We start from the raw sequence: 16,371 nt of genomic DNA, 5'->3' as shown, positions 1-16,371 counted from the left end.
TTGCCATTCGCTCTTGCCGCGCCCGGTCTGGAACAGCGTGGCGCGGATCGGCTGCATGAAAACGGGATCGTCCAGGGCGACGGAGATATACTCGCCAGCCCGTTCGCCGATGCGTTTCCAGCCCGCCCCGACCTCCGGTCCGCTGTCGTTGTCCCCGAGATGGATGCGATAATCCGGCGCGTGTTCGGCACCGCTGTTCTCCGCCAGCACGAAGGTCAGTTCCGCGTCGAGGGAGAGCGTGCGCAGCCGGCCGGCAAAGCCCCCGGCAACGCGCGTGAAGAAGCCGATCTGGGTCATCTCAACGTCCTTTCGCAGAAGGGGTGAAGGAAGGTTCGGCGGCATGTTCCGGCCTGGATGGCAGCCAGAGCGGCGTCGCCTGTCCGATGGCTGCCGAGACGGGAAGCAGGCCGAAATACCGCCCGTCGAGGCTGCGCGGCTCGGCCGGGTTCATGACGAAGACCTGGCCGGGATCGAGACGCCGGCAGCCCTGCCAGACGGGCAGCGCACGGCCGCGATGATCGACAGGTTTCGCGTCACCGGCGGGCGTTCCGTCGATTATGACCTGCGGGCCGAACCGGCAGACGATCTGCCCCGCAATCGCGGCCACGGGCTTGAGCAACGGAACGCCGAGCGGCAGGTAGCCGCGCCGAGCCAGCAGCATCGCCGGGACGTCCGGCAGCCGCAGGGCGACGATGTCTCCGACCCGCGGCGCGGGATCGGGACGCAGCCGATACAGGCCGACCGGAACGCTCGCCGTGGCGTTCCAGACCAGGCGCGGGACGGGGTGGACCGCCAGCGAGGCGCCGACGCCAAGCACGGCGAAATAGGTGGTGAAAAACCAGCCGCGCCGGGTCATGACGCTTCCCTCCGGCGCAGCCAGGCCGAATGGCGTTCCGGCGTGTACGGGCGTGGCTCCTGACGAGCCGTCAGACGGTGGTGGAGATGCCGCCAGTGATCGGGACAGGCGGCGGCCGGGTCGATGCCCAGCGCCTCGACGCCGTCGATGGCCTCCAGCACCCGGCGCACCTTCGGCCAGCCGCTCTGGCGCAGCAGGCTCTCGCCGCCGGGACGCACGAAGGGCACGGTCTGGCAAGCTTCCTGAGCCCCGACCGCGCGCACGATGTCGATACAGGACACCACGGTCCCGAAATCGTTGGCACCCCAGCGGATGAAGGCGAACACGCTACCCGACGCAAAGCTCATCAGCCTGCGCCGCCGGTCGAGAATGCGATCCTCGACGGGATGGCCGAAGCGGATCCAGTGCTCGATGCGTTTCTCGATCCAGGTCAGTTCGACCGTGGTGAGCGCATGGTCCGTCGGCCGGAAAGAACGGGCGGTCATGGGACACCGGCCCCGCGATCCGCGACCGCTTCCTGAGCCTTTTTTCGCTTGTCCCCGCGACCGGAAATGCGCTGCGCGAAAAACCGCGATTCCCTACATCTATCAAGACTCTTTAAGTTATGTACTAAGTTTCGACCGTCGGATTCCGTTATATGACAAGGCGTTGCATGGGGGTTTTCAGAACGATCCAACGGTATGCCGTCGCGTAATCCAACGGTACCGTCCACATTTATTGCAACGGGACGCCGCACAGGCTTGTCCACAGGTCCGGTAGATCGTGCCGTTGTTTCAATCCGCAGATATTCCACGCCGCGAGAAACGACCACCGCGAAACGGTAGCGCGGGAAGGCCGTATTTCCGGCGATTTTTCTGAGCGCCAACGCGAAATCGCCCCGTTGCATCAGGCTCCCGGATTTCGAATACAGGAACGCCGTCTCGAACAGCCACTGTCCCCTCTGCCGACCGACATGCTTGCGGGCGATCCGGTACAGCCAGCGTTCGACGCCGCCGCGCAGCCGAAAATAGGCCGCATCGACGGTGAGCACGCGCGTCGGCTCCGCGATGGTATCGAGAAACCATTCCGGCAGCGTCAGGGCGACGCCATCGTCGCCGGAGACGCGCACGTCACTGACCCAGGTGAACGACTTTTCCTGCCAGTTCGGGCCATTGCGGATCGTCGTCGTGACAGTGGTCGCCGCCAAGCGAGCCAGCGCGCCGTGAAAGCGCCGGTACTGGTGCGCGCCATCGGCCCAGCCGAGATCGGCGAACAGCCGCCAGGGCGTGAAGCGCACATGGCGCGATACCCAGAGGCCGTGGTTGAGAGCGTCGACGATCTGGCCCGCCAGCCAGATCAGCACGTCGGCGTCCCAGATGGTCGCTATGCCGACAGCTTCATTCGGGATGACATGCACCTCGGTGTAGCCCGCGCGGTAATGGATGGGCGCGTACCGCGGAATCTTCCCGAGGGCGAAGAACGGCCGCTCCATGAGGTCGCGCAGATCGCGCGGCCGGGCCGGACCGCTGATCACGAAACGGCGGTCGGGCTCCTTCCAGCTTTCCTCGCCGCGCATCAGAGGCTCTCCCGTTCCGCGGGAGTCAGCGGCCGGGCCGGAAAAACCCGGCTGGACGTCTTGTCCGAGGGCGAGCGACGCGCGCCCTCGGCGGTCCAGGCCATCATGTCCTCGACGGCGTAGAGCACCCGGCCCCCGACCTTCCGGTAGAGCGGGCCGGTGCCGTAGGTGCGATGCTTTTCCAGCGTGCGGACCGCGATTCCGAGGAATCGGGCGGCCTCGCGGACGCGCATCAGACGTGGCGTTTCCGTCATGACAAGATCTCCCTCGTTTGACACGCCGGATCGGGACATCGGCACGCATGGAGAGAGGCTGCTGGACAAACGGCGGGCCGGGGATGGACGTTTTTGTCGATGACAAAAACGTCCATGGAACAAAACGGAAATCCGTCCGTTTCGCCAGCCGAAGACCGCCGTTTGCCGCATCGGCATGAAAATCCCTTCCGGCAGCGTGGCTTTTCTGCTCCGCTGCTGCAAGGGAATGCACGGGGACTCGACGCGATGCCAGGCGATGGAGAAATGCCGTGCTCAGACGCGGCGGGACAGCGGATAGCCGATGAGATCGCGATAGCCACCCGCGATCATGCGGTTCGCCAGGCTGTCGAGGCGGCGGAACTGCGCCCGCGCCGACAGGTCGGGCCAGTCTGCGGACCGGGCAACCGGCTGGCCGAGCAGCAATTCGGCGATGACGCGTTCGCCGATGCCGGCGGCGCGGGCGTCGGCCACGCGCAGCGCGAGGATATGGCGGTCGAGGGACTGGCGAGACATTCTATGCCACGGGCCGGGATCGGACAGGCCGGCGAGCACGCGCCAGAAGCGGATGGTCTCGTGCGCGCGCAACGGGGTGAAACGGTCATAGGCATGGTCGAAGGCGTAGTGGCGCTGTCCGGGCCAGTGCCGTTCCATCCAGAGCTGCCAGGTGGTGCCGCCGCAGACGCAGGAGACGTAGATCCCGTCGGGCGTTTCGATAAGACGCACCTCCGACAGGGCATGGATGTCCAGGCGGCGCGGCGTCAGGGTCTGGCCCGGCGCGAGCGGCCTGATGGTCAGCACCGTCGGCAGGACCAAGCGCGACCACAGCGGGGTCAGGGCGCCGAACGGCTGGTCAGGAGCGGCGGCGAAATCGCGGCCCCCAGCGGCGGGCGAATGCCGCCTGCCGTGGGTCGTCGGGCGCCAGTTCGGACCATGCCCGTTGCTCGTCGCGGTAGCGACGATTGCGCCGCAAATATTCCCAGCCGAGTTCGGCCGGCGTTGCGTCGCGCAGATGCTGGTACTGCGCCTGGACCTGCCAGTCTGCTCCGGGCATGGCGCCCTCCCCCATTTGTATTGGTATGAGAACGGGCGGCACCGCCTGCCCGGACGGTCAGTATCCGGGCTGGACAAATGGAATGGGAAGCCCCGTTTTGAAGATCACCCGATCTCCGGGACGGATCGGTCCGCGTCCGGTGTCACACCGGCGGCGCCAAAGCCCCTCCCGGTTGCCGGGAGGGACGTCGAAGTAATCAGTCCCCGTTGCGGCTGCGCGGGCGGCTCCAGACCAGGTTGAAGGCGCCGTTCTCATCCTCGAAGAGGCTGGCGAAGATCGGACCGGGAAGCGTCGGGTCGTCCAGCTTCACGCTGAGATACTCGCGCCGATCCGTGGTGTGCTTGATCCACCCCGCGCCTGCCTCCAGTTTTCCGATCTGCACCCGGAAGTTGGGGACATTGTCGCTGCCCCGGTTGGTTTCCGGCACCAGGCGGACGTTGCGGATCTTCTGCATCAGGGTGACGATCTCGCCCCCGTAACCCTCGCCGACCTTCTTGAACGAACCGATGATCATTGTCCTGTCTCCTTGCTGTATCGGGCCGCGACCACCGTGGCTCGATGGCCATCGTCAGCCCGGAGACGGCCGGCGGCGCACCTGCTTGCAGGCCGGAGCCTCGCGGAGGACGGCGGCACGGAACTTTCTTGATCCGCGCGGAATGACGGCGCAGCCGGCAGGGGAAGAAAGTTGCGGGACGCTGTTGCGCCATAGCCGGGCGAGGCGAAGCCGATCTTCGGGCAGATCGGCCATATCGAGAGGCCATGGTGTGCGGCGCCGTCAACGTTACGGGGGACAGGTCAGTCCGTTGCGTTCCATGACAGGGACGCAGGGTGTCGGGGGACATCCGTTTCCAGACAGGAGGCAGGTCGAACCGTTTCCGTCGCCAGGATAACCCGCTGGCCGGTATCATGTTCCCTGCCCTTCCTGCTCTACAGACGGGAGGTTGACGCCGGGCCGCCAGTCACGCCAGCAGAACGGCATGCGTTTTCTGCACTGAAGCTGACTGACGTTTCATCTCGGTTGGTGTCTGTGCCCGACTTCTACCCCAGAAGGAAAGGCACTGCCCTACCCTGAACCCTGATCCGCCCGCGCCCACGCAACGGGGACTGACAGCCCCACGCTGACCTTTTGGACCCGGCCGGATCAGGTATCCTGCCACCGGCAACTTACGCGGGCTGGATGGCGCAGAGCCGTGTCCATGCCGCCCCACCGACGCACAACGCGCCGAACGTCGCGAAAAGGTAGGCCGGGATGGCGCTCATGTCGCCCATGCCACAGAAGCCCAGCGTCGTGCCGAACCCCGCCAGCGCGGCCGGCAGGGCGAGCAGCATCGATACCGCAACCCGCAGGGCGGGATCGCGCGAGAAGGCGAGGATCGCCTGACCGGACGCCAGCACCATGATCCCGGCGGCGATGCCCGTGAGGATGACATGGGCACCAGACATCATGGCATGATTGTAGAGCATGGTGCAGGCCATCGCCACCACAAACAGGGGGGCGGCATACACCGCGCACAGAAACAGCAGCCAGCACAGGAAACCGATACTGGCAAAGCCGAGAACAATACCGAGACCGAGCAGCATGGATCGTGTCCTTTCCATGAGGAGGAACACCCCACACATGCCGCGATGATTCAGGAATATCCATGGAATAGCGTTGGACTTTCCTACGCTGGTTTCACGATCGGGACAGCGCGCGGAGCGCGCCGGACTATGACCGAGGCGCCCCCTGTTGGCGCTTTCCGCTCGCGCCGTGGACGCGGCGCGTTGTCTTGGCAGCATTGGGGCCACGGAACCAGGAACATCCCCTTTCCGGCCACCCTATCCGCGAGCCGGCCATGCCGGCGAGCGCCGCACGGCAGGGTTGCAGCGCGTGCCCGCCGCCGGTCCATCAGGACCGGCGCGATTTTCCGCCCGCTCGACCGTCCGGTGAGGTGAAGAAGGGGGGACGGCTTACGCCGCCACCCTCGCCGTCCCGTGCCAGGCTAGTCGGCGGGTCGCCGTCGCCGCGTGGTCCGGGTCCAGTTCCATACCCAGCCAGTCGCGGCCAAGATGCTGCGCCGCCACCAAAGACGAACCGGAGCCGGCAAACGGGTCCATGACCAGTCCGCCCTTCGGGCAGAAGGCTTCCACCAGGGGAAGGAGTGCTGCCACCGGCTTCTGGGTCGGGTGCAGTTTGTTGCCCGAATACGGCATGTCGATCACGTCCGGGATGGGGCTTGCCGGGGGTGTGACGTTTCCCTTGGCCAGCAGGTAGGCGCTTTCATGTTCATACCGGAGAAACCGGGAAGAAGATGAATAAGACTTGTGAAAGACGATATGACCGACCATGCGAAACCCGGCCGCCTTCCAGGCATCGGCGAACAGGTCGATGCGGTTCCATCCGTAAAAGCTAACAGCGAACCCGCCCCATTTCAGGACACGGTGCATCTGGTTGAAGGCGGGCCGGAGCCAGCCCGCATTGTCGTCGTTGCGAACCTTCCGCCCGTCCCTACCCTTGTAGTTCACCAGGTAAGGCGGGTCTGTCAGGATGAAGTCCACCGCATTGCGGGGCAGCGCCCGCATGAGCTGCACGCTGTCGCCATTGAGGATGGTGTTGCGGAAATCGGTCGTCGTGTTCGTGTTGCCGGTCATGGTCTCTACCCCTTGTTCCGCGAGGAACAGCCCCCGCTGTTCCTCTGCCTCGCGGCGAGCAGCGGGGTAGCAACGGCAAGGACGGCCGGGCCGGAGGGGGGTTTCGCCCAATCTGCACGGAGCGCAGCGCAGGAAGATTGGGGATACCTGCCCGGACGGCGCCAAAGGCGCGCATCCTTGCCGGCGCGAGGGCGGAGCCATTAGCTCTTTTCTTCTTTTACCGGGCGGGGGCATTTTATTGCGCCCCCCGTGTCATCGTCATAATCTCTTTTCATGGCTCAAACTCCGTCTGCGAAACCCGTCTCCCGTAAGTCCGCCGCATCTGCGAAAGTCGGCACGACCGTTACGAAAGAGAATCTGAAGGCCCTTGGCGCGGATCGGCTGGCGGATCTTCTGGTGGACTTGGCGGAGCAGGACGCCGGGCTCACCCGGAAGCTGCGCATGGCGCTGACGGCGACTCATGCGAAGGACAAACTCGGCAAGGAGATCGAGAAGAGACTGCGCACGATCCAGCGATCCCGTGGATTCCTGCCCTGGGACCGGATCAGGCCCCTCGCAGCCGAACTCGATACCTTACGGCAATCCATTCTTGACGACGTCGCTACAACGGATATCGGGCAGGCTATTTCGGCCATGCGCCTGCTCGTGGAACTTGCCCCTTCCGTCTATGAACGCTCAGATGACAGTTCCGGTTATCTGTCAGATGTGTTTCGGGAGGCAGCCTCTGATCTCGGCGCGCTCTGGGGACGACAGTCTGGCCGTGATCTCGCCTCCATCGTCGGGGATCTGCTGACGCTTCTCGACATCGATGGGTATGGAACCTGTGACCGGTTGCTCACCTCATGCGGCGAGGCTCTTGGCGCATCAGGTGCGGCAATGCTCAGGACCACGCTCCTCACACGACTGCACGACCTCCCTGCCTCCCGGGGAAGAGAGGATTATCGTGCCGACATCGCACGCATGCAGGCCCTTCGTCATCTCAGAGATCTGGCTGACGCCATGGATGACGTCGATGCCTATATCGAAGCTGTCGGACTGAGCGATCACCAATCCGCCCATATCAGCGATGTTGCCAGACGCCTGCTGGACAAGAGACGGCCCCAGGAAGCGCTCGAATGGCTCGACCGGGAGACGGATGAAGAGTCCCGGTTCCGCAGGGGAAACGATGATCTCCGGATCGAAGCATGCGAAGTCGTCGGAGACCGCAACAAGGCCCAGTCCCTGCGATGGAAAATCTTTCGGGAACGATTGAGCCTGCCACACTGGCAGGCGTATCAACGCCATCTCAGTGATTATGATGCGATCGATGCCGAGGAACAGGCGCTCGATCACATCAGGAATTTTCCGGTCAGAAGCGTTGCCCTTTCCACCCTGCTGGAATGGCCAGCACTCGACGCCGCCGCCCGTCTCGTGCGGGAGCACACTGCGGAACTGGATGGACGTGATTACGGAACATTACGCCCTGCGGCGGATCGTCTGTCTGAAACGTATCCCTATGAGGCGACCCTGCTTTACCGCCTGCTGGTCGAAGCGGTTCTTGAGAAGGCGCTTTCCCGCTACTACGCCTACGCCGCGAAGGATCTCGCCTCCTGCCGACTTCTTGCACCCATGCTGACCGCTGCGGATGGAATGGAAACCCATGAAACCTTCATGACCCGGTTGGAAGCGAAACATAAGCGCAAGCTCGGATTTTGGTCATTGGTCAAAGAATAGGAAGGGCAGCAATGAGGGGGTAAGCGGTCCGGCCGCTCTGGAGCGCCCAGACAATGTTTCGAGCCGTTCGCCCGACGACATGTGACAGCCACTGTGCACCCATGGCGGTCGCTTGCTGCACCAATCTTCGCGCTCATTACCGGACGTTCACGGTCATCCTACCGCCGAGAGGAATAGAAATCGGTCTGGGAACAAAGCCCAAGTGTAACCTTTCGGAAAAGTTTCATCCAGCATCGGCGAAACGAATAATAAATCAAGGAACGAGTTCATCGATTGCTTGCACGACGGTACGGATATATTCCGAAGCCTGCCGCGCTTGATCTGGATCGCAGGCGCGAAGGACGCCACTAGCTTCATCAAAGTCGGCATTGTGAACAATCATATCGCGGCGATACGCGATACTATTTAGTTTACGTTTTGCAGACTTATTTTCAACGCCAAGCTTATCAGCGATCGCATTCCACTTGTGCTGTTCGTTCCAAACGAAAGAGAGCCCGTCGGCTACGTCATCAGCCTTCTGAAATGTTCGGAATTTCACAGCCAGCGAAATAATCTTTCTAAACTCAAGAACCTGCTGCGAAGGCGTTACCGAGTGCAAAGCGAGGAGAGACGCCATAGGCACCGTTTCATTCAATAGCTTCGGGCATAGCGGGATGCCATTGGCAAAATGAAGCGTTCCCTTCTCGACGATCAATTCCGAGATGTAGTAGTCGAGCGCAGAAATTGATGCTACCCAAACAAATCTTAGGCTAAAGTCCGCCGCGTAACCAACTCCCTTAAGATGATTATAGATTTCGATTGCTTCCGCACATTGTTGAATGTGCTCTTCAAATCTCTCAAATGCGGCAGTCATTGCTAGAAAGCATCTCTATCTTGGAAGCAATTGCTTCATAAATTACATCGAAAGATTCGATGTTTTTTACGGCCTTTTCTTTGACAATACCCTGAATGTCGTCAGCCTTTAAAGCTGCGTCATCAAGTTTGAAAATTGGAAGATCAGCAAGATTTGCTGTGTGAATGAGACCCTGAAAATCTGGTATACGCGCCAAGGCATACAAGCCCTTATTGTCGGCGGCGAGTTTGTCCGTAAGCGAGAGCTGATCCCCACATAGCGGTCGACCGGTTGGTGGGGGAAGATGTCGTCGAATTCTCGATGGAGAACGATGGCATGAAGAATGCGGATTTGACGGACGAGGGCGAAGGGGATGGCGTTGCGGTTCCGTGGGAGGCTCTGGGTCGTACGAGCGGTCGTAATAGCGGACATACGAGCGCTCGTACGACTTCGGGTTATGGTTTTGCCGACGGGCCGGCTGAGATTGAGATCCGGCCCCGGATTGTTCGTCGACGCGTCTGGAGCGATGACGACAAGCAGCGCATTGTGATGGAGGCCTTTGCTCCAGGAGCGTGCCGGCTGGCGGTAGCGAGTCGGTATGGCGTTTCCTCGGGGCAACTTTATACGTGGCGGAAGAATCTGACCGGGAGCACGAACGCGGAAGGTTTCATTCCGGTTCATGTTGGCCCTGCCGCTTTTGGCAGGACGGTGCCGTGCAAGGGCTTGAACACCCCTGGCGGATTGGAAATCACGTTGCCTGACGGTGTCAGCATCCGGTTTGATGGGTCCTGCGATCCCGATATGCTCTGCCGACTGGTTCATGGATTGAAACAGTCATGATCTGGCCGTCGGGAGAGGTCCGGATCTGGCTGGCCTGTGGTGTGACGGACATGAGGCGGGGGATCCATTCCCTGGCGCTGCAGGTGCAGACTACGCTGGGAAAAGACCCCCACGATGGCTCGATCTATATTTTCCGGGGTCGCAGGGGCGATACGATCAAAGTTCTTTTTTGGGATCGGCAGGGAATGTGTCTGGCGATGAAACGCCTCGATCGGGGGACGTTCGTGTGGCCCCAGGCCAAAGATGGCTCGGTGTCCCTGACGACGGGTCAGATGGCGATGCTCGTTGAAGCCATCGACTGGCGCGCCACGGCCTGGACGGCAAGGCCGCAGGTGGTCGGCTGAACGGGCCAGACTACTTGTACCGGGCCTCCCTGTGCGGTATGATCGGAGCATGTCCAGTCCGAACCCCGGTGAGGCTGAGGAACTGGCCGCGCTCCGGGTGGAACTCGCGGCGGCCCGGCATGCCCTGAGCGCCGCCGAGCAGAAGCTTGCCGTTGCCGAAGACAAACTGGCCCTCGCGGAATCGCGCTGTGCGGCCCTGCAGGTGCAGATCGAGCGCACACGGGAACAACTGGCCCTGATGCGGCGGCAGAAATACGGGCAGAAATCCGAACGTCACCAGAAGGAGATGGACCAGCTCGAACTGGTGCTCGACGACCTTGAGGAGACGCTGGCCGAGGCCAGTGCCGAACGGGCGGCCCGGGAGCGCGAAAAGGGCGAAGCATCCACGCCACGCCGCAAGGCCATCCGCCGGCCGCTGCCCGAGCACCTGCCGCGTGAGGTGATCGAGTTGGCCCCCACCATCATTTGTGCGTGTGGGCAGTGCAATCCCGACGGGCTTGTGCGCATCGGCGAGGACGTGACGGAAGTGCTGGAGAAGATCGCGGCGCCGCTGAAGGTTTTGCGCTATGTCCGCCCCCGCCTGGCCTGTCGCTCGTGCGAAAAGATTTTCCAGGCGGCTGCGCCGGAACTGCCGATCGAGAAAGGACGCGCCTCCGCCAGCTTGATTGCAAGCGTGATTGTCGCGAAATACTGGGACGGCCTGCCGTTGCATCGTCAGTCGGCGATCCTCGCACGCGACGGCGTGGAGATCGATCGCAGCACGCTCGCCGACTGGATCGGACACGGCGCGTGGTGGCTGGAACCGCTGCGGGATCGCATCCAGGCCTACGTCATGAGTTGCGATGTCCTGTGGACGGACGACACCCCCATCAAGGTGCTGGCGCCGGGCCGGGGAAAGACGAAAGAGGCCCGCATCTGGTGCTACGGCCACGATCCCGCCACCTGGGGAAGCAACGAGCCGCCGGCGATGCTGTATTGCTACAGCGCCGACCGCAAAGGTGAGCGGCCTCGAACCCATCTTGAGCATTACGCCGGCTGGCTGCACTCGGATGCATACGTGGGCTACGAAAAGCTTTTTGGTAACAAGGACTGTCAACGGCGGAGCAAAATCCGGCCACCGTGGCGGAGTAAAAGCGGGCCAGCGTCGAGGCGCGATGACGATATGGAAAGGGCCCCGATCGGGGCCCTTTCCATATCGTCGCGACCGTTTTCTCCCGGCTATGGCGGGATAAAGCCGTCGGTGTCCGGGTCGGCCGACACAGTGGCCTGGTTTTGCTCCGCCCTTCTGGCGGAGCGCCGGCCGGCGGACTGTTTGAGGCGGTAGCTGTCGCCGTTCATGGTGAGGATGGAGACGTGGTGGGTGAGCCGGTCGAGTAGCGCACCGGTGAGCCGCTCGGAGGCGAGAACCTGGGTCCAGTCCTCGAACGGCAGGTTCGACGTGATGATGGTCGAGCCGCGCTCGTATCGCTGCGACAGCACCTCGAAGAGCAGTTCGGCGCCGGTCGCCGACAGCGGCACGTAGCCGAGCTCGTCGACGATGAGCAGCTTCACGGCCGCCAGTTCCCGCTGGAGTTTGAGCAGGCGTCGCTCGTCGCGCGCCTCCATCAGCTGGTTGACCAGCGAGGCGGCGGTCGTGAAGGCAACGGTGAAACCCTTCTGGCAAGCCGCCAGGCCGAGGGCGAGGGCGACATGCGTCTTGCCCGTGCCGCTGTTGCCCAGCGCGATGACGTTCTCCCGGCGCAGGATATATTCCGAGCGGGCGAGTTCGAGCACCAGCATCTTGTTGAGGCTGGGGATGGCGGTGAAGTCGAAGGTGTCGAGGCTCTTCACCGCCGGGAAGCGGGCGGCGCGGATCCGCCGTTCGACCGTGCGGCGCTCCCGGTCGATGAGCTCGAGCTCGATGAGGCGCAGCAGGTAGCGCGGGTGGTCGATACCGTCGCGGGCGCATTCGCGCGCGACCTTCTCATATTCGCGCAGCACGGTCGGCAGCTTGAGCTGCTTGAGGTGGTGGGCGAGCAGCACCTGCGGTGCCCCGCCGGTCGTGCCGGTCGGCATCCTGTTGGTCGTCATGCCGCCAGCACCCCATAGTCCGCCGCCCGGGTCGTCTTCACGTCCGTCCTGGGCAGGTGCGGATAGGCGGCCAGGTCGAGACGGGGTGGTCGCCGCTCGATACGCGCCAGCGCGATGAGCTTCACCGCGTCGAAGCTGACGGCGCCGAGCTGTACGGCCTGCGTCACCGCGTCGGTGACGATGGCGAGCGGCAGGGCTTCGAGCAGCCGCAGCACCTGGATGAACTCACGCTTCCCCTTGTTGCCCATACGGGCTTCCAGAAGGTGGCGCAGATGCTGGAAGATCTCGGGCAGATCCCAGCCCTGCAACGCGGCCGCCTGGTCGAGCGCGCCGGGCTTCTGCTCGATGAGCGCGAGATAGTGCAGCGGGTTGGCGACGAACGCGCCCTCGCCATAGCTGCGCGGGTGCCGGGCGATCTCCTCGCCGGCGATGCTGATGACCACCTGGTCGACGAACCCCTTCACCAGGACGTCGCGGAAGCCGTAGACGGTCGGCACCGAATAGTCGTTGGTCCGGTAGCGCACCAGTGCCGTCGACGACACGCGCGCCGACCGCTTCTCGCACGGCTCCAGCGGCACCGCCGGCAAGGCCCGGAAAGCCAGCCGGTCGGCGACGAGCCGCTCGGCGATGGTGTCGGCATGGCGCCCGACATGCCCGTCCTGTCGGGCCAGGCAGTCCTTCGCCAGGCGCTCGTTCAGCTCGTCGAAGCTAGCCGCCACGGGAATGGGCACCATGAACATCGCGCGGGCATGCTTCACCAGCGCTTCGACCTTCCCCTTGTCATTGCCCTTGCCGGGCCGGCCGAAGCGGTCGGCGAACAGATAGTGGCTGACCAGTTCGGTGAAAGCCCGCGTGCGCTCGCGCTTGCCGTCCCCGCAGATCCTCGCCACCGCGATCTTCAGATTGTCGTATAGGATGGACAGCGGCACGCCGCCGAAGAAGGCAAAGGCCGAAACATGGCCGTCCAGGAACGCCTCGGTTGTCTCGCGCGGATACGCCTTCACGAAACACGCATCCGAGTGCGGCAGGTCCATGCAGAAATAATGGACCTTCTGCCGCGCGCCGCCGATCTCGGCCCACGCCTCGCCGAAGTCGACCTGGGCATGGCCCGGCGGGTGCGCCAGCGGCACAAACGTCTCACGGCTGCGGGCCCGGCTCTGCCGCACATAGTCCTTCACCACCGTGTAGCCGCCGACATAGCCATGCTCGTCGCGCAGCCGCTCGAAGATCCGCTTGGCAGTGTGCTGCTGCTTGGCCGGCGACAGGCGGTCCTCGCGCAGCATGGCGTCGATGACCGGCAACAGCGGCCCCAGCTTCGGCTTCTCCGGCGGTTTCGCGCGCCGGTAGCCCGGCGGCAGCGAGAACGCACACATCTTCGCCACCGTGTCCCGGCTCAGACCGAACACCTTCGCCGCCTCCCGGCGGCTATGACCTTCCACGAACACGAAACGCCGAACGGCCGCGTAGCTCTCCAAGGCAAACATCCTCGCCGCCCCAAATGGAGCAGCTTACCACTGGCAGGATTTCTCTCCGCCGCACCGGCACTTATGCCGGCGCTACCGTGGCCGGGTTTGTCACCGCCCTACACACTTCATCCCGCCCATCGCGTTCACGGTCCGTCAGGACGTCTTCCGCTCTGGCAAGCACATGGTCCCGCCATTCCGACAGCCTATGTGCCGGCACCTGCAGATCCCGCGAGACCGTATCCAGACTTTCACCCCGCAGGAGACGCTGAACCGCCCCGAGCTTCCTTTTCGCCGAGAACCGTTTGCCTGTCCTCCCAGCTTCCTGGGCGCGTGGGGCACCAGCACCCTGGTCCATCCTGCCCGTCTGCTCGTCAGTTTTGCTGTCCATTGGCTACTTCCCTTCACAAGGTTCGTAGCGCTTCAGGTTGTCTCAGAAAACCGTGCACCACCCCACTTCCGTGCTCTGTCAGCTTCCAGCCTATGTTATACGCGGAGACGGTTTTCCCGGTCCCGCCTTTATGATTGAAAATGGCAATTCTCGTCGACATCGGACCCCCAAAAGCTAATTTCTCTATCGGTAGCGAGCGTATCCTGGGAATGGAAGCGGCGAAAGCCATGGACGGCCAGCTTTCGCTGGCATCCGTCCGCTCGGTTTTGCGACATGGAAGGACAGCTATATCGCGGCGATTGCTCGGAACCGGTCAGCCGACAATTGGCCCAACTTGGTCGCGAGAGATCGTGCTGCTCATGTCCGCTATGAGGGCGGCTCTTCGAGGGCACGTATGACCGAGATGAGGCGTTAACCGCCCGTCCGTTAAGTTGCGCCTTCAACCGAAGCGGATGAAACGTTGACCGGTTGCATGCTGTCTCCCATTTTTGTGCCGCGATTTGGCTAAAGTTGGACAGTTCGGCGCGTTTTGAAGGATCCCACACAGCACTAGGTAAGAAGATGGACTACGACGAGAGCGATATCCAGGCCAGTTACCCCGAAAAATTTGTGTGTTCTGACTGCTTCGACGACGATCATCTGAAAGCGTTTATTGACGACAATGTTAGGAGCCGACGCTGCAGCTACTGCGGCAAGCGGAGCCGGAGCAAGAAAATCGCGGCTCCTATCGACGGGGTCATCGAGCGCATGTTCGAAGCTATCTCATCCCGCTATGGCGAGGCATGGGCGTCTGGCTGTAGCTGGGACAACGAGGACGATCGCTACATCAACGAGACTCAGGATACGGACGACCTCCTGCAGGAATATGTAGAGTTGTCCAACGATGATTCGGGCGAACTTTACCAAGATATTCTCAGTGCCTTCCCGTTCTGGGACTGGAGCAGCATCGAACCTTGGTCGGCAACGGACGCCCAGGTGCTTCAATGGGGGTGGGACCGGTTCGTCAACTCGGTCAAATTTCAGCGGCGCTTTTTCTTCACCCGTCTGGAGGAAGCGGAGCGGGATCGAGAAGACCTCGACCCTAGCTCTATGCTTGTGGAATTCGGGCGACGCTGTTCGAATAATGGGTTAATTGTCAAAATTCCCAAGGGCACCGAGATCTTGCGGTGCCGTCCGCGAGCAGCTAAAGCCGAGCGGTTCACTAAGGCCCGGGAGCTTGGGCCTCCTCCAAACCGGCTTGCCAAGCAAAACCGCATGAGCCCAGCTGGAATCCCGATGTTTTATGGTAGCGATGACAAGAACACAACATTGGCCGAGATGCCCGATCTACCACAGCTCTACGCCATCGGTTCGTTCACTACCCTACGATCTCTAAACGTACTCGATCTCACCAATGTTCGGGCTCCGAGTATCTTCGATATGACCGATGGTTCTGATTACGATTGGGCTCTCTTCATGAGCCGGTTCTTGAAAGACTTCTCAAGCCCGATTGAACGCGATGATCGCATTCACATCGACTACGTCCCGACGCAGGTCATCACCGAATATCTTAGAGACGTCAAGCTAGGCGGTGGACGGGTTGACGGGATCAAGTATCGCAGCGCCCGCAACAAAAGCGGCATCTGCTACGTCTTATTCATAGACGAGCATGGTGTCGAGCCCAACGCAGGTGATCTTTCTGCCGAACAAGTCGAAAACGAGCAGTGGCGGAAGCCAAAAATCGGCTACACGCTCAAACTCACTGGAGTAACGCATCACTCGCGCAGCTCGAAAAGGAAAATCTTAAAGAATTCCACGCTGGATTCATAATCAGATGCGCGAAGATGAGGGCGGCCGAATTGCCAGCAATACGAGAATGTCACGGCGCGCAGTCGCATCAAAATTCATAGCGCTGCGCTAAAGAAACCAGGAGGAGGCAAATGGTACATGTCTGCTCTGCGGAAAGCAAAACGAGGCTCCGTGCGTCCGGCATGAGGCGGAAGCCGACATGGAGACTCCCCCGGCGCCTCATCATGCGGTGCCACCCGCCAGCCACTCCCTGAGCTTCGACCACCGCCGCCTTCCCCCCTGGTTCCGCACGGCGATGGCGAGCGCCTTCTTCTGCCCGACCAACACGACGAGTTTCCGCCCCCGTGTGACGCCGGTATAGAGCAGGTTCCGCGCCAGCATGGCGTAATGCTGCGTCACCAGCGGGATGACCACCGCCGGATATTCCGATCCCTGGCTTTTGTGGATAGTCGTCGCGTAGGCCAGCACCAGTTGTCAGTGCTGGATGTAATCTCCCCAAAACGGCTGGCTGAAATTTCCCCAGTTTGACCGAGGATCGTCCTGGCGGGGGCATGCCCCCGCCAGGACGATCGTTCCCCAAATA

At 62.3% G+C, this 16,371-nt stretch carries 19 protein-coding genes and 1 pseudogene; 5 read left to right on the top strand and 15 right to left on the bottom strand.

Annotated elements, in window-relative coordinates; all coding sequences use genetic code 11:
* From HLH48_RS21630 to HLH48_RS21585, 10 genes are all read right to left on the bottom strand, one after another.
* Positions 1-297, bottom strand: a 297-nt coding sequence (locus HLH48_RS21630) for a DUF736 domain-containing protein (protein WP_182999542.1), incomplete at its 3' end; no start/stop codon positions are given.
* Position 298: 1 nt separating this feature from the next.
* Positions 299-856, bottom strand: coding sequence for a S26 family signal peptidase (locus HLH48_RS21625; protein ID WP_182999541.1), 558 nt, complete (start codon positions 854-856; stop codon positions 299-301).
* Positions 853-1,341 (bottom strand): DUF2840 domain-containing protein, encoded by a 489-nt coding sequence (locus HLH48_RS21620; protein ID WP_182999540.1) that lies wholly within the window; start codon positions 1,339-1,341, stop codon positions 853-855. The genes HLH48_RS21625 and HLH48_RS21620 overlap by 4 nt, the downstream gene beginning before the upstream one ends.
* Positions 1,338-2,411, bottom strand: coding sequence for a replication initiator protein A (locus HLH48_RS21615; RefSeq protein ID WP_182999539.1), 1,074 nt, complete (start codon positions 2,409-2,411; stop codon positions 1,338-1,340). The genes HLH48_RS21620 and HLH48_RS21615 overlap by 4 nt, the downstream gene beginning before the upstream one ends.
* A complete protein-coding gene (locus HLH48_RS21610) occupies positions 2,411-2,665 on the bottom strand; it encodes a helix-turn-helix transcriptional regulator (protein ID WP_182999538.1) in 255 nt (84 codons plus the stop codon). The genes HLH48_RS21615 and HLH48_RS21610 overlap by 1 nt, the downstream gene beginning before the upstream one ends.
* Positions 2,666-2,938: 273 nt before the next feature.
* Positions 2,939-3,478, bottom strand: coding sequence for a DUF2285 domain-containing protein (locus HLH48_RS21605; protein ID WP_182999537.1), 540 nt, complete (start codon positions 3,476-3,478; stop codon positions 2,939-2,941).
* Positions 3,479-3,515: 37 nt separating this feature from the next.
* A complete protein-coding gene (locus HLH48_RS21600; protein WP_182999536.1) occupies positions 3,516-3,716 on the bottom strand; it encodes a transcriptional regulator domain-containing protein in 201 nt (66 codons plus the stop codon).
* 196 nt (positions 3,717-3,912) lie between these two features.
* Positions 3,913-4,230 (bottom strand): DUF736 domain-containing protein, encoded by a 318-nt coding sequence (locus tag HLH48_RS21595; protein ID WP_182999535.1) that lies wholly within the window; start codon positions 4,228-4,230, stop codon positions 3,913-3,915.
* Positions 4,231-4,880: 650 nt separating this feature from the next.
* On the bottom strand, positions 4,881-5,297 hold the full coding sequence (locus HLH48_RS21590; RefSeq protein ID WP_182999534.1) for a hypothetical protein: 417 nt from the start codon (positions 5,295-5,297) through the stop codon (positions 4,881-4,883).
* Between the two features lie 369 nt (positions 5,298-5,666).
* A complete protein-coding gene (locus tag HLH48_RS21585; RefSeq protein WP_182999533.1) occupies positions 5,667-6,347 on the bottom strand; it encodes a DNA methyltransferase in 681 nt (226 codons plus the stop codon).
* Between the two features lie 273 nt (positions 6,348-6,620).
* Here HLH48_RS21585 and HLH48_RS21580 point away from each other — a divergent pair, with 273 nt between their 5' ends.
* The gene (locus HLH48_RS21580) at positions 6,621-8,060 is read left to right on the top strand and encodes a DUF6880 family protein (protein ID WP_182999532.1); all 1,440 of its coding nucleotides are present in this window, start codon (positions 6,621-6,623) and stop codon (positions 8,058-8,060) included.
* A 253-nt stretch (positions 8,061-8,313) separates the two neighbouring features.
* On the opposite strand, the gene HLH48_RS21575 is transcribed toward HLH48_RS21580, so the two are convergent.
* Complete coding sequence (locus HLH48_RS21575) at positions 8,314-8,913, bottom strand: HEPN domain-containing protein (protein WP_182999531.1); 600 nt, start codon at positions 8,911-8,913, stop codon at positions 8,314-8,316.
* A complete protein-coding gene (locus HLH48_RS21570; protein ID WP_182999530.1) occupies positions 8,897-9,118 on the bottom strand; it encodes a hypothetical protein in 222 nt (73 codons plus the stop codon). Before HLH48_RS21570 ends, HLH48_RS21575 begins: the two co-directional genes overlap by 17 nt.
* Positions 9,119-9,228: 110 nt before the next feature.
* Here HLH48_RS21570 and tnpA point away from each other — a divergent pair, with 110 nt between their 5' ends.
* Genes tnpA through tnpC form a run of 3 tightly spaced genes read left to right on the top strand, consistent with a single transcriptional unit; the run spans position 9,229 to position 11,400 of the window.
* Entirely contained in the window at positions 9,229-9,732 is a 504-nt protein-coding gene (tnpA, locus tag HLH48_RS21565) for an IS66-like element accessory protein TnpA (RefSeq protein WP_182999529.1), read from the top strand.
* Positions 9,729-10,076 carry an IS66 family insertion sequence element accessory protein TnpB gene (tnpB, locus tag HLH48_RS21560; protein ID WP_182999528.1) on the top strand — a complete coding sequence of 116 codons (348 nt, stop codon included), beginning with the start codon at positions 9,729-9,731 and terminating at the stop codon, positions 10,074-10,076. The genes tnpA and tnpB overlap by 4 nt, the downstream gene beginning before the upstream one ends.
* Positions 10,077-10,125: 49 nt before the next feature.
* On the top strand, positions 10,126-11,400 hold the full coding sequence (gene tnpC / locus HLH48_RS21555; RefSeq protein ID WP_182999527.1) for an IS66 family transposase: 1,275 nt from the start codon (positions 10,126-10,128) through the stop codon (positions 11,398-11,400).
* On the opposite strand, the gene istB is transcribed toward tnpC, so the two are convergent.
* Together istB and istA are read right to left on the bottom strand one after the other, a co-directional pair.
* Positions 11,295-12,131 carry an IS21-like element helper ATPase IstB gene (gene istB, locus HLH48_RS21550; protein WP_182999526.1) on the bottom strand — a complete coding sequence of 279 codons (837 nt, stop codon included), beginning with the start codon at positions 12,129-12,131 and terminating at the stop codon, positions 11,295-11,297. The genes tnpC and istB overlap by 106 nt on opposite strands.
* A gap of 11 nt (positions 12,132-12,142) precedes the next feature.
* Positions 12,143-13,630 (bottom strand): IS21 family transposase, encoded by a 1,488-nt coding sequence (istA, locus tag HLH48_RS21545; protein WP_182999525.1) that lies wholly within the window; start codon positions 13,628-13,630, stop codon positions 12,143-12,145.
* A gap of 931 nt (positions 13,631-14,561) precedes the next feature.
* On the opposite strand from istA, the gene HLH48_RS21540 reads away from it, so the two are divergent.
* Complete coding sequence (locus HLH48_RS21540) at positions 14,562-15,809, top strand: HEPN-associated N-terminal domain-containing protein (protein ID WP_182999524.1); 1,248 nt, start codon at positions 14,562-14,564, stop codon at positions 15,807-15,809.
* Positions 15,810-16,010: 201 nt separating this feature from the next.
* Here HLH48_RS21540 and HLH48_RS21535 read toward each other — a convergent pair.
* Positions 16,011-16,262: pseudogene (locus HLH48_RS21535) on the bottom strand (ATP-binding domain-containing protein); the annotation flags it as partial.
* Positions 16,263-16,371 lie beyond the last annotated feature (109 nt).

Origin of the sequence: Gluconacetobacter sacchari (genome assembly GCF_014174255.1) — a bacterium.
GTDB lineage: Bacteria > Pseudomonadota > Alphaproteobacteria > Acetobacterales > Acetobacteraceae > Gluconacetobacter > Gluconacetobacter sacchari.
The sequence above is the reverse complement of the archived record's forward strand: the minus strand, read 5'-3'. Positions and strand labels throughout refer to the sequence as shown.

Excerpts from the sequence above, each read along its gene's own strand:
- HLH48_RS21615 (WP_182999539.1), bottom strand. The coding sequence starts at position 2,411 with ATGCGCGGCGAGGAAAGCTGGAAGGAGCCCGACCGCCGTTTCGTGATC.
- HLH48_RS21595 (WP_182999535.1), bottom strand. The coding sequence starts at position 4,230 with ATGATCATCGGTTCGTTCAAGAAGGTCGGCGAGGGTTACGGGGGCGAG.
- HLH48_RS21575 (WP_182999531.1), bottom strand. The coding sequence starts at position 8,913 with ATGACTGCCGCATTTGAGAGATTTGAAGAGCACATTCAACAATGTGCG.
- HLH48_RS21590 (WP_182999534.1), bottom strand. The coding sequence starts at position 5,297 with ATGCTGCTCGGTCTCGGTATTGTTCTCGGCTTTGCCAGTATCGGTTTC.
- tnpC (WP_182999527.1), top strand. The coding sequence starts at position 10,126 with ATGTCCAGTCCGAACCCCGGTGAGGCTGAGGAACTGGCCGCGCTCCGG.
- HLH48_RS21620 (WP_182999540.1), bottom strand. The coding sequence starts at position 1,341 with ATGACCGCCCGTTCTTTCCGGCCGACGGACCATGCGCTCACCACGGTC.
- HLH48_RS21600 (WP_182999536.1), bottom strand. The coding sequence starts at position 3,716 with ATGCCCGGAGCAGACTGGCAGGTCCAGGCGCAGTACCAGCATCTGCGC.
- HLH48_RS21580 (WP_182999532.1), top strand. The coding sequence starts at position 6,621 with ATGGCTCAAACTCCGTCTGCGAAACCCGTCTCCCGTAAGTCCGCCGCA.
- HLH48_RS21625 (WP_182999541.1), bottom strand. The coding sequence starts at position 856 with ATGACCCGGCGCGGCTGGTTTTTCACCACCTATTTCGCCGTGCTTGGC.
- tnpB (WP_182999528.1), top strand. The coding sequence starts at position 9,729 with ATGATCTGGCCGTCGGGAGAGGTCCGGATCTGGCTGGCCTGTGGTGTG.
- HLH48_RS21585 (WP_182999533.1), bottom strand. The coding sequence starts at position 6,347 with ATGACCGGCAACACGAACACGACGACCGATTTCCGCAACACCATCCTC.
- istA (WP_182999525.1), bottom strand. The coding sequence starts at position 13,630 with ATGTTTGCCTTGGAGAGCTACGCGGCCGTTCGGCGTTTCGTGTTCGTG.
- HLH48_RS21610 (WP_182999538.1), bottom strand. The coding sequence starts at position 2,665 with ATGACGGAAACGCCACGTCTGATGCGCGTCCGCGAGGCCGCCCGATTC.
- istB (WP_182999526.1), bottom strand. The coding sequence starts at position 12,131 with ATGCCGACCGGCACGACCGGCGGGGCACCGCAGGTGCTGCTCGCCCAC.
- HLH48_RS21540 (WP_182999524.1), top strand. The coding sequence starts at position 14,562 with ATGGACTACGACGAGAGCGATATCCAGGCCAGTTACCCCGAAAAATTT.
- tnpA (WP_182999529.1), top strand. The coding sequence starts at position 9,229 with ATGAAGAATGCGGATTTGACGGACGAGGGCGAAGGGGATGGCGTTGCG.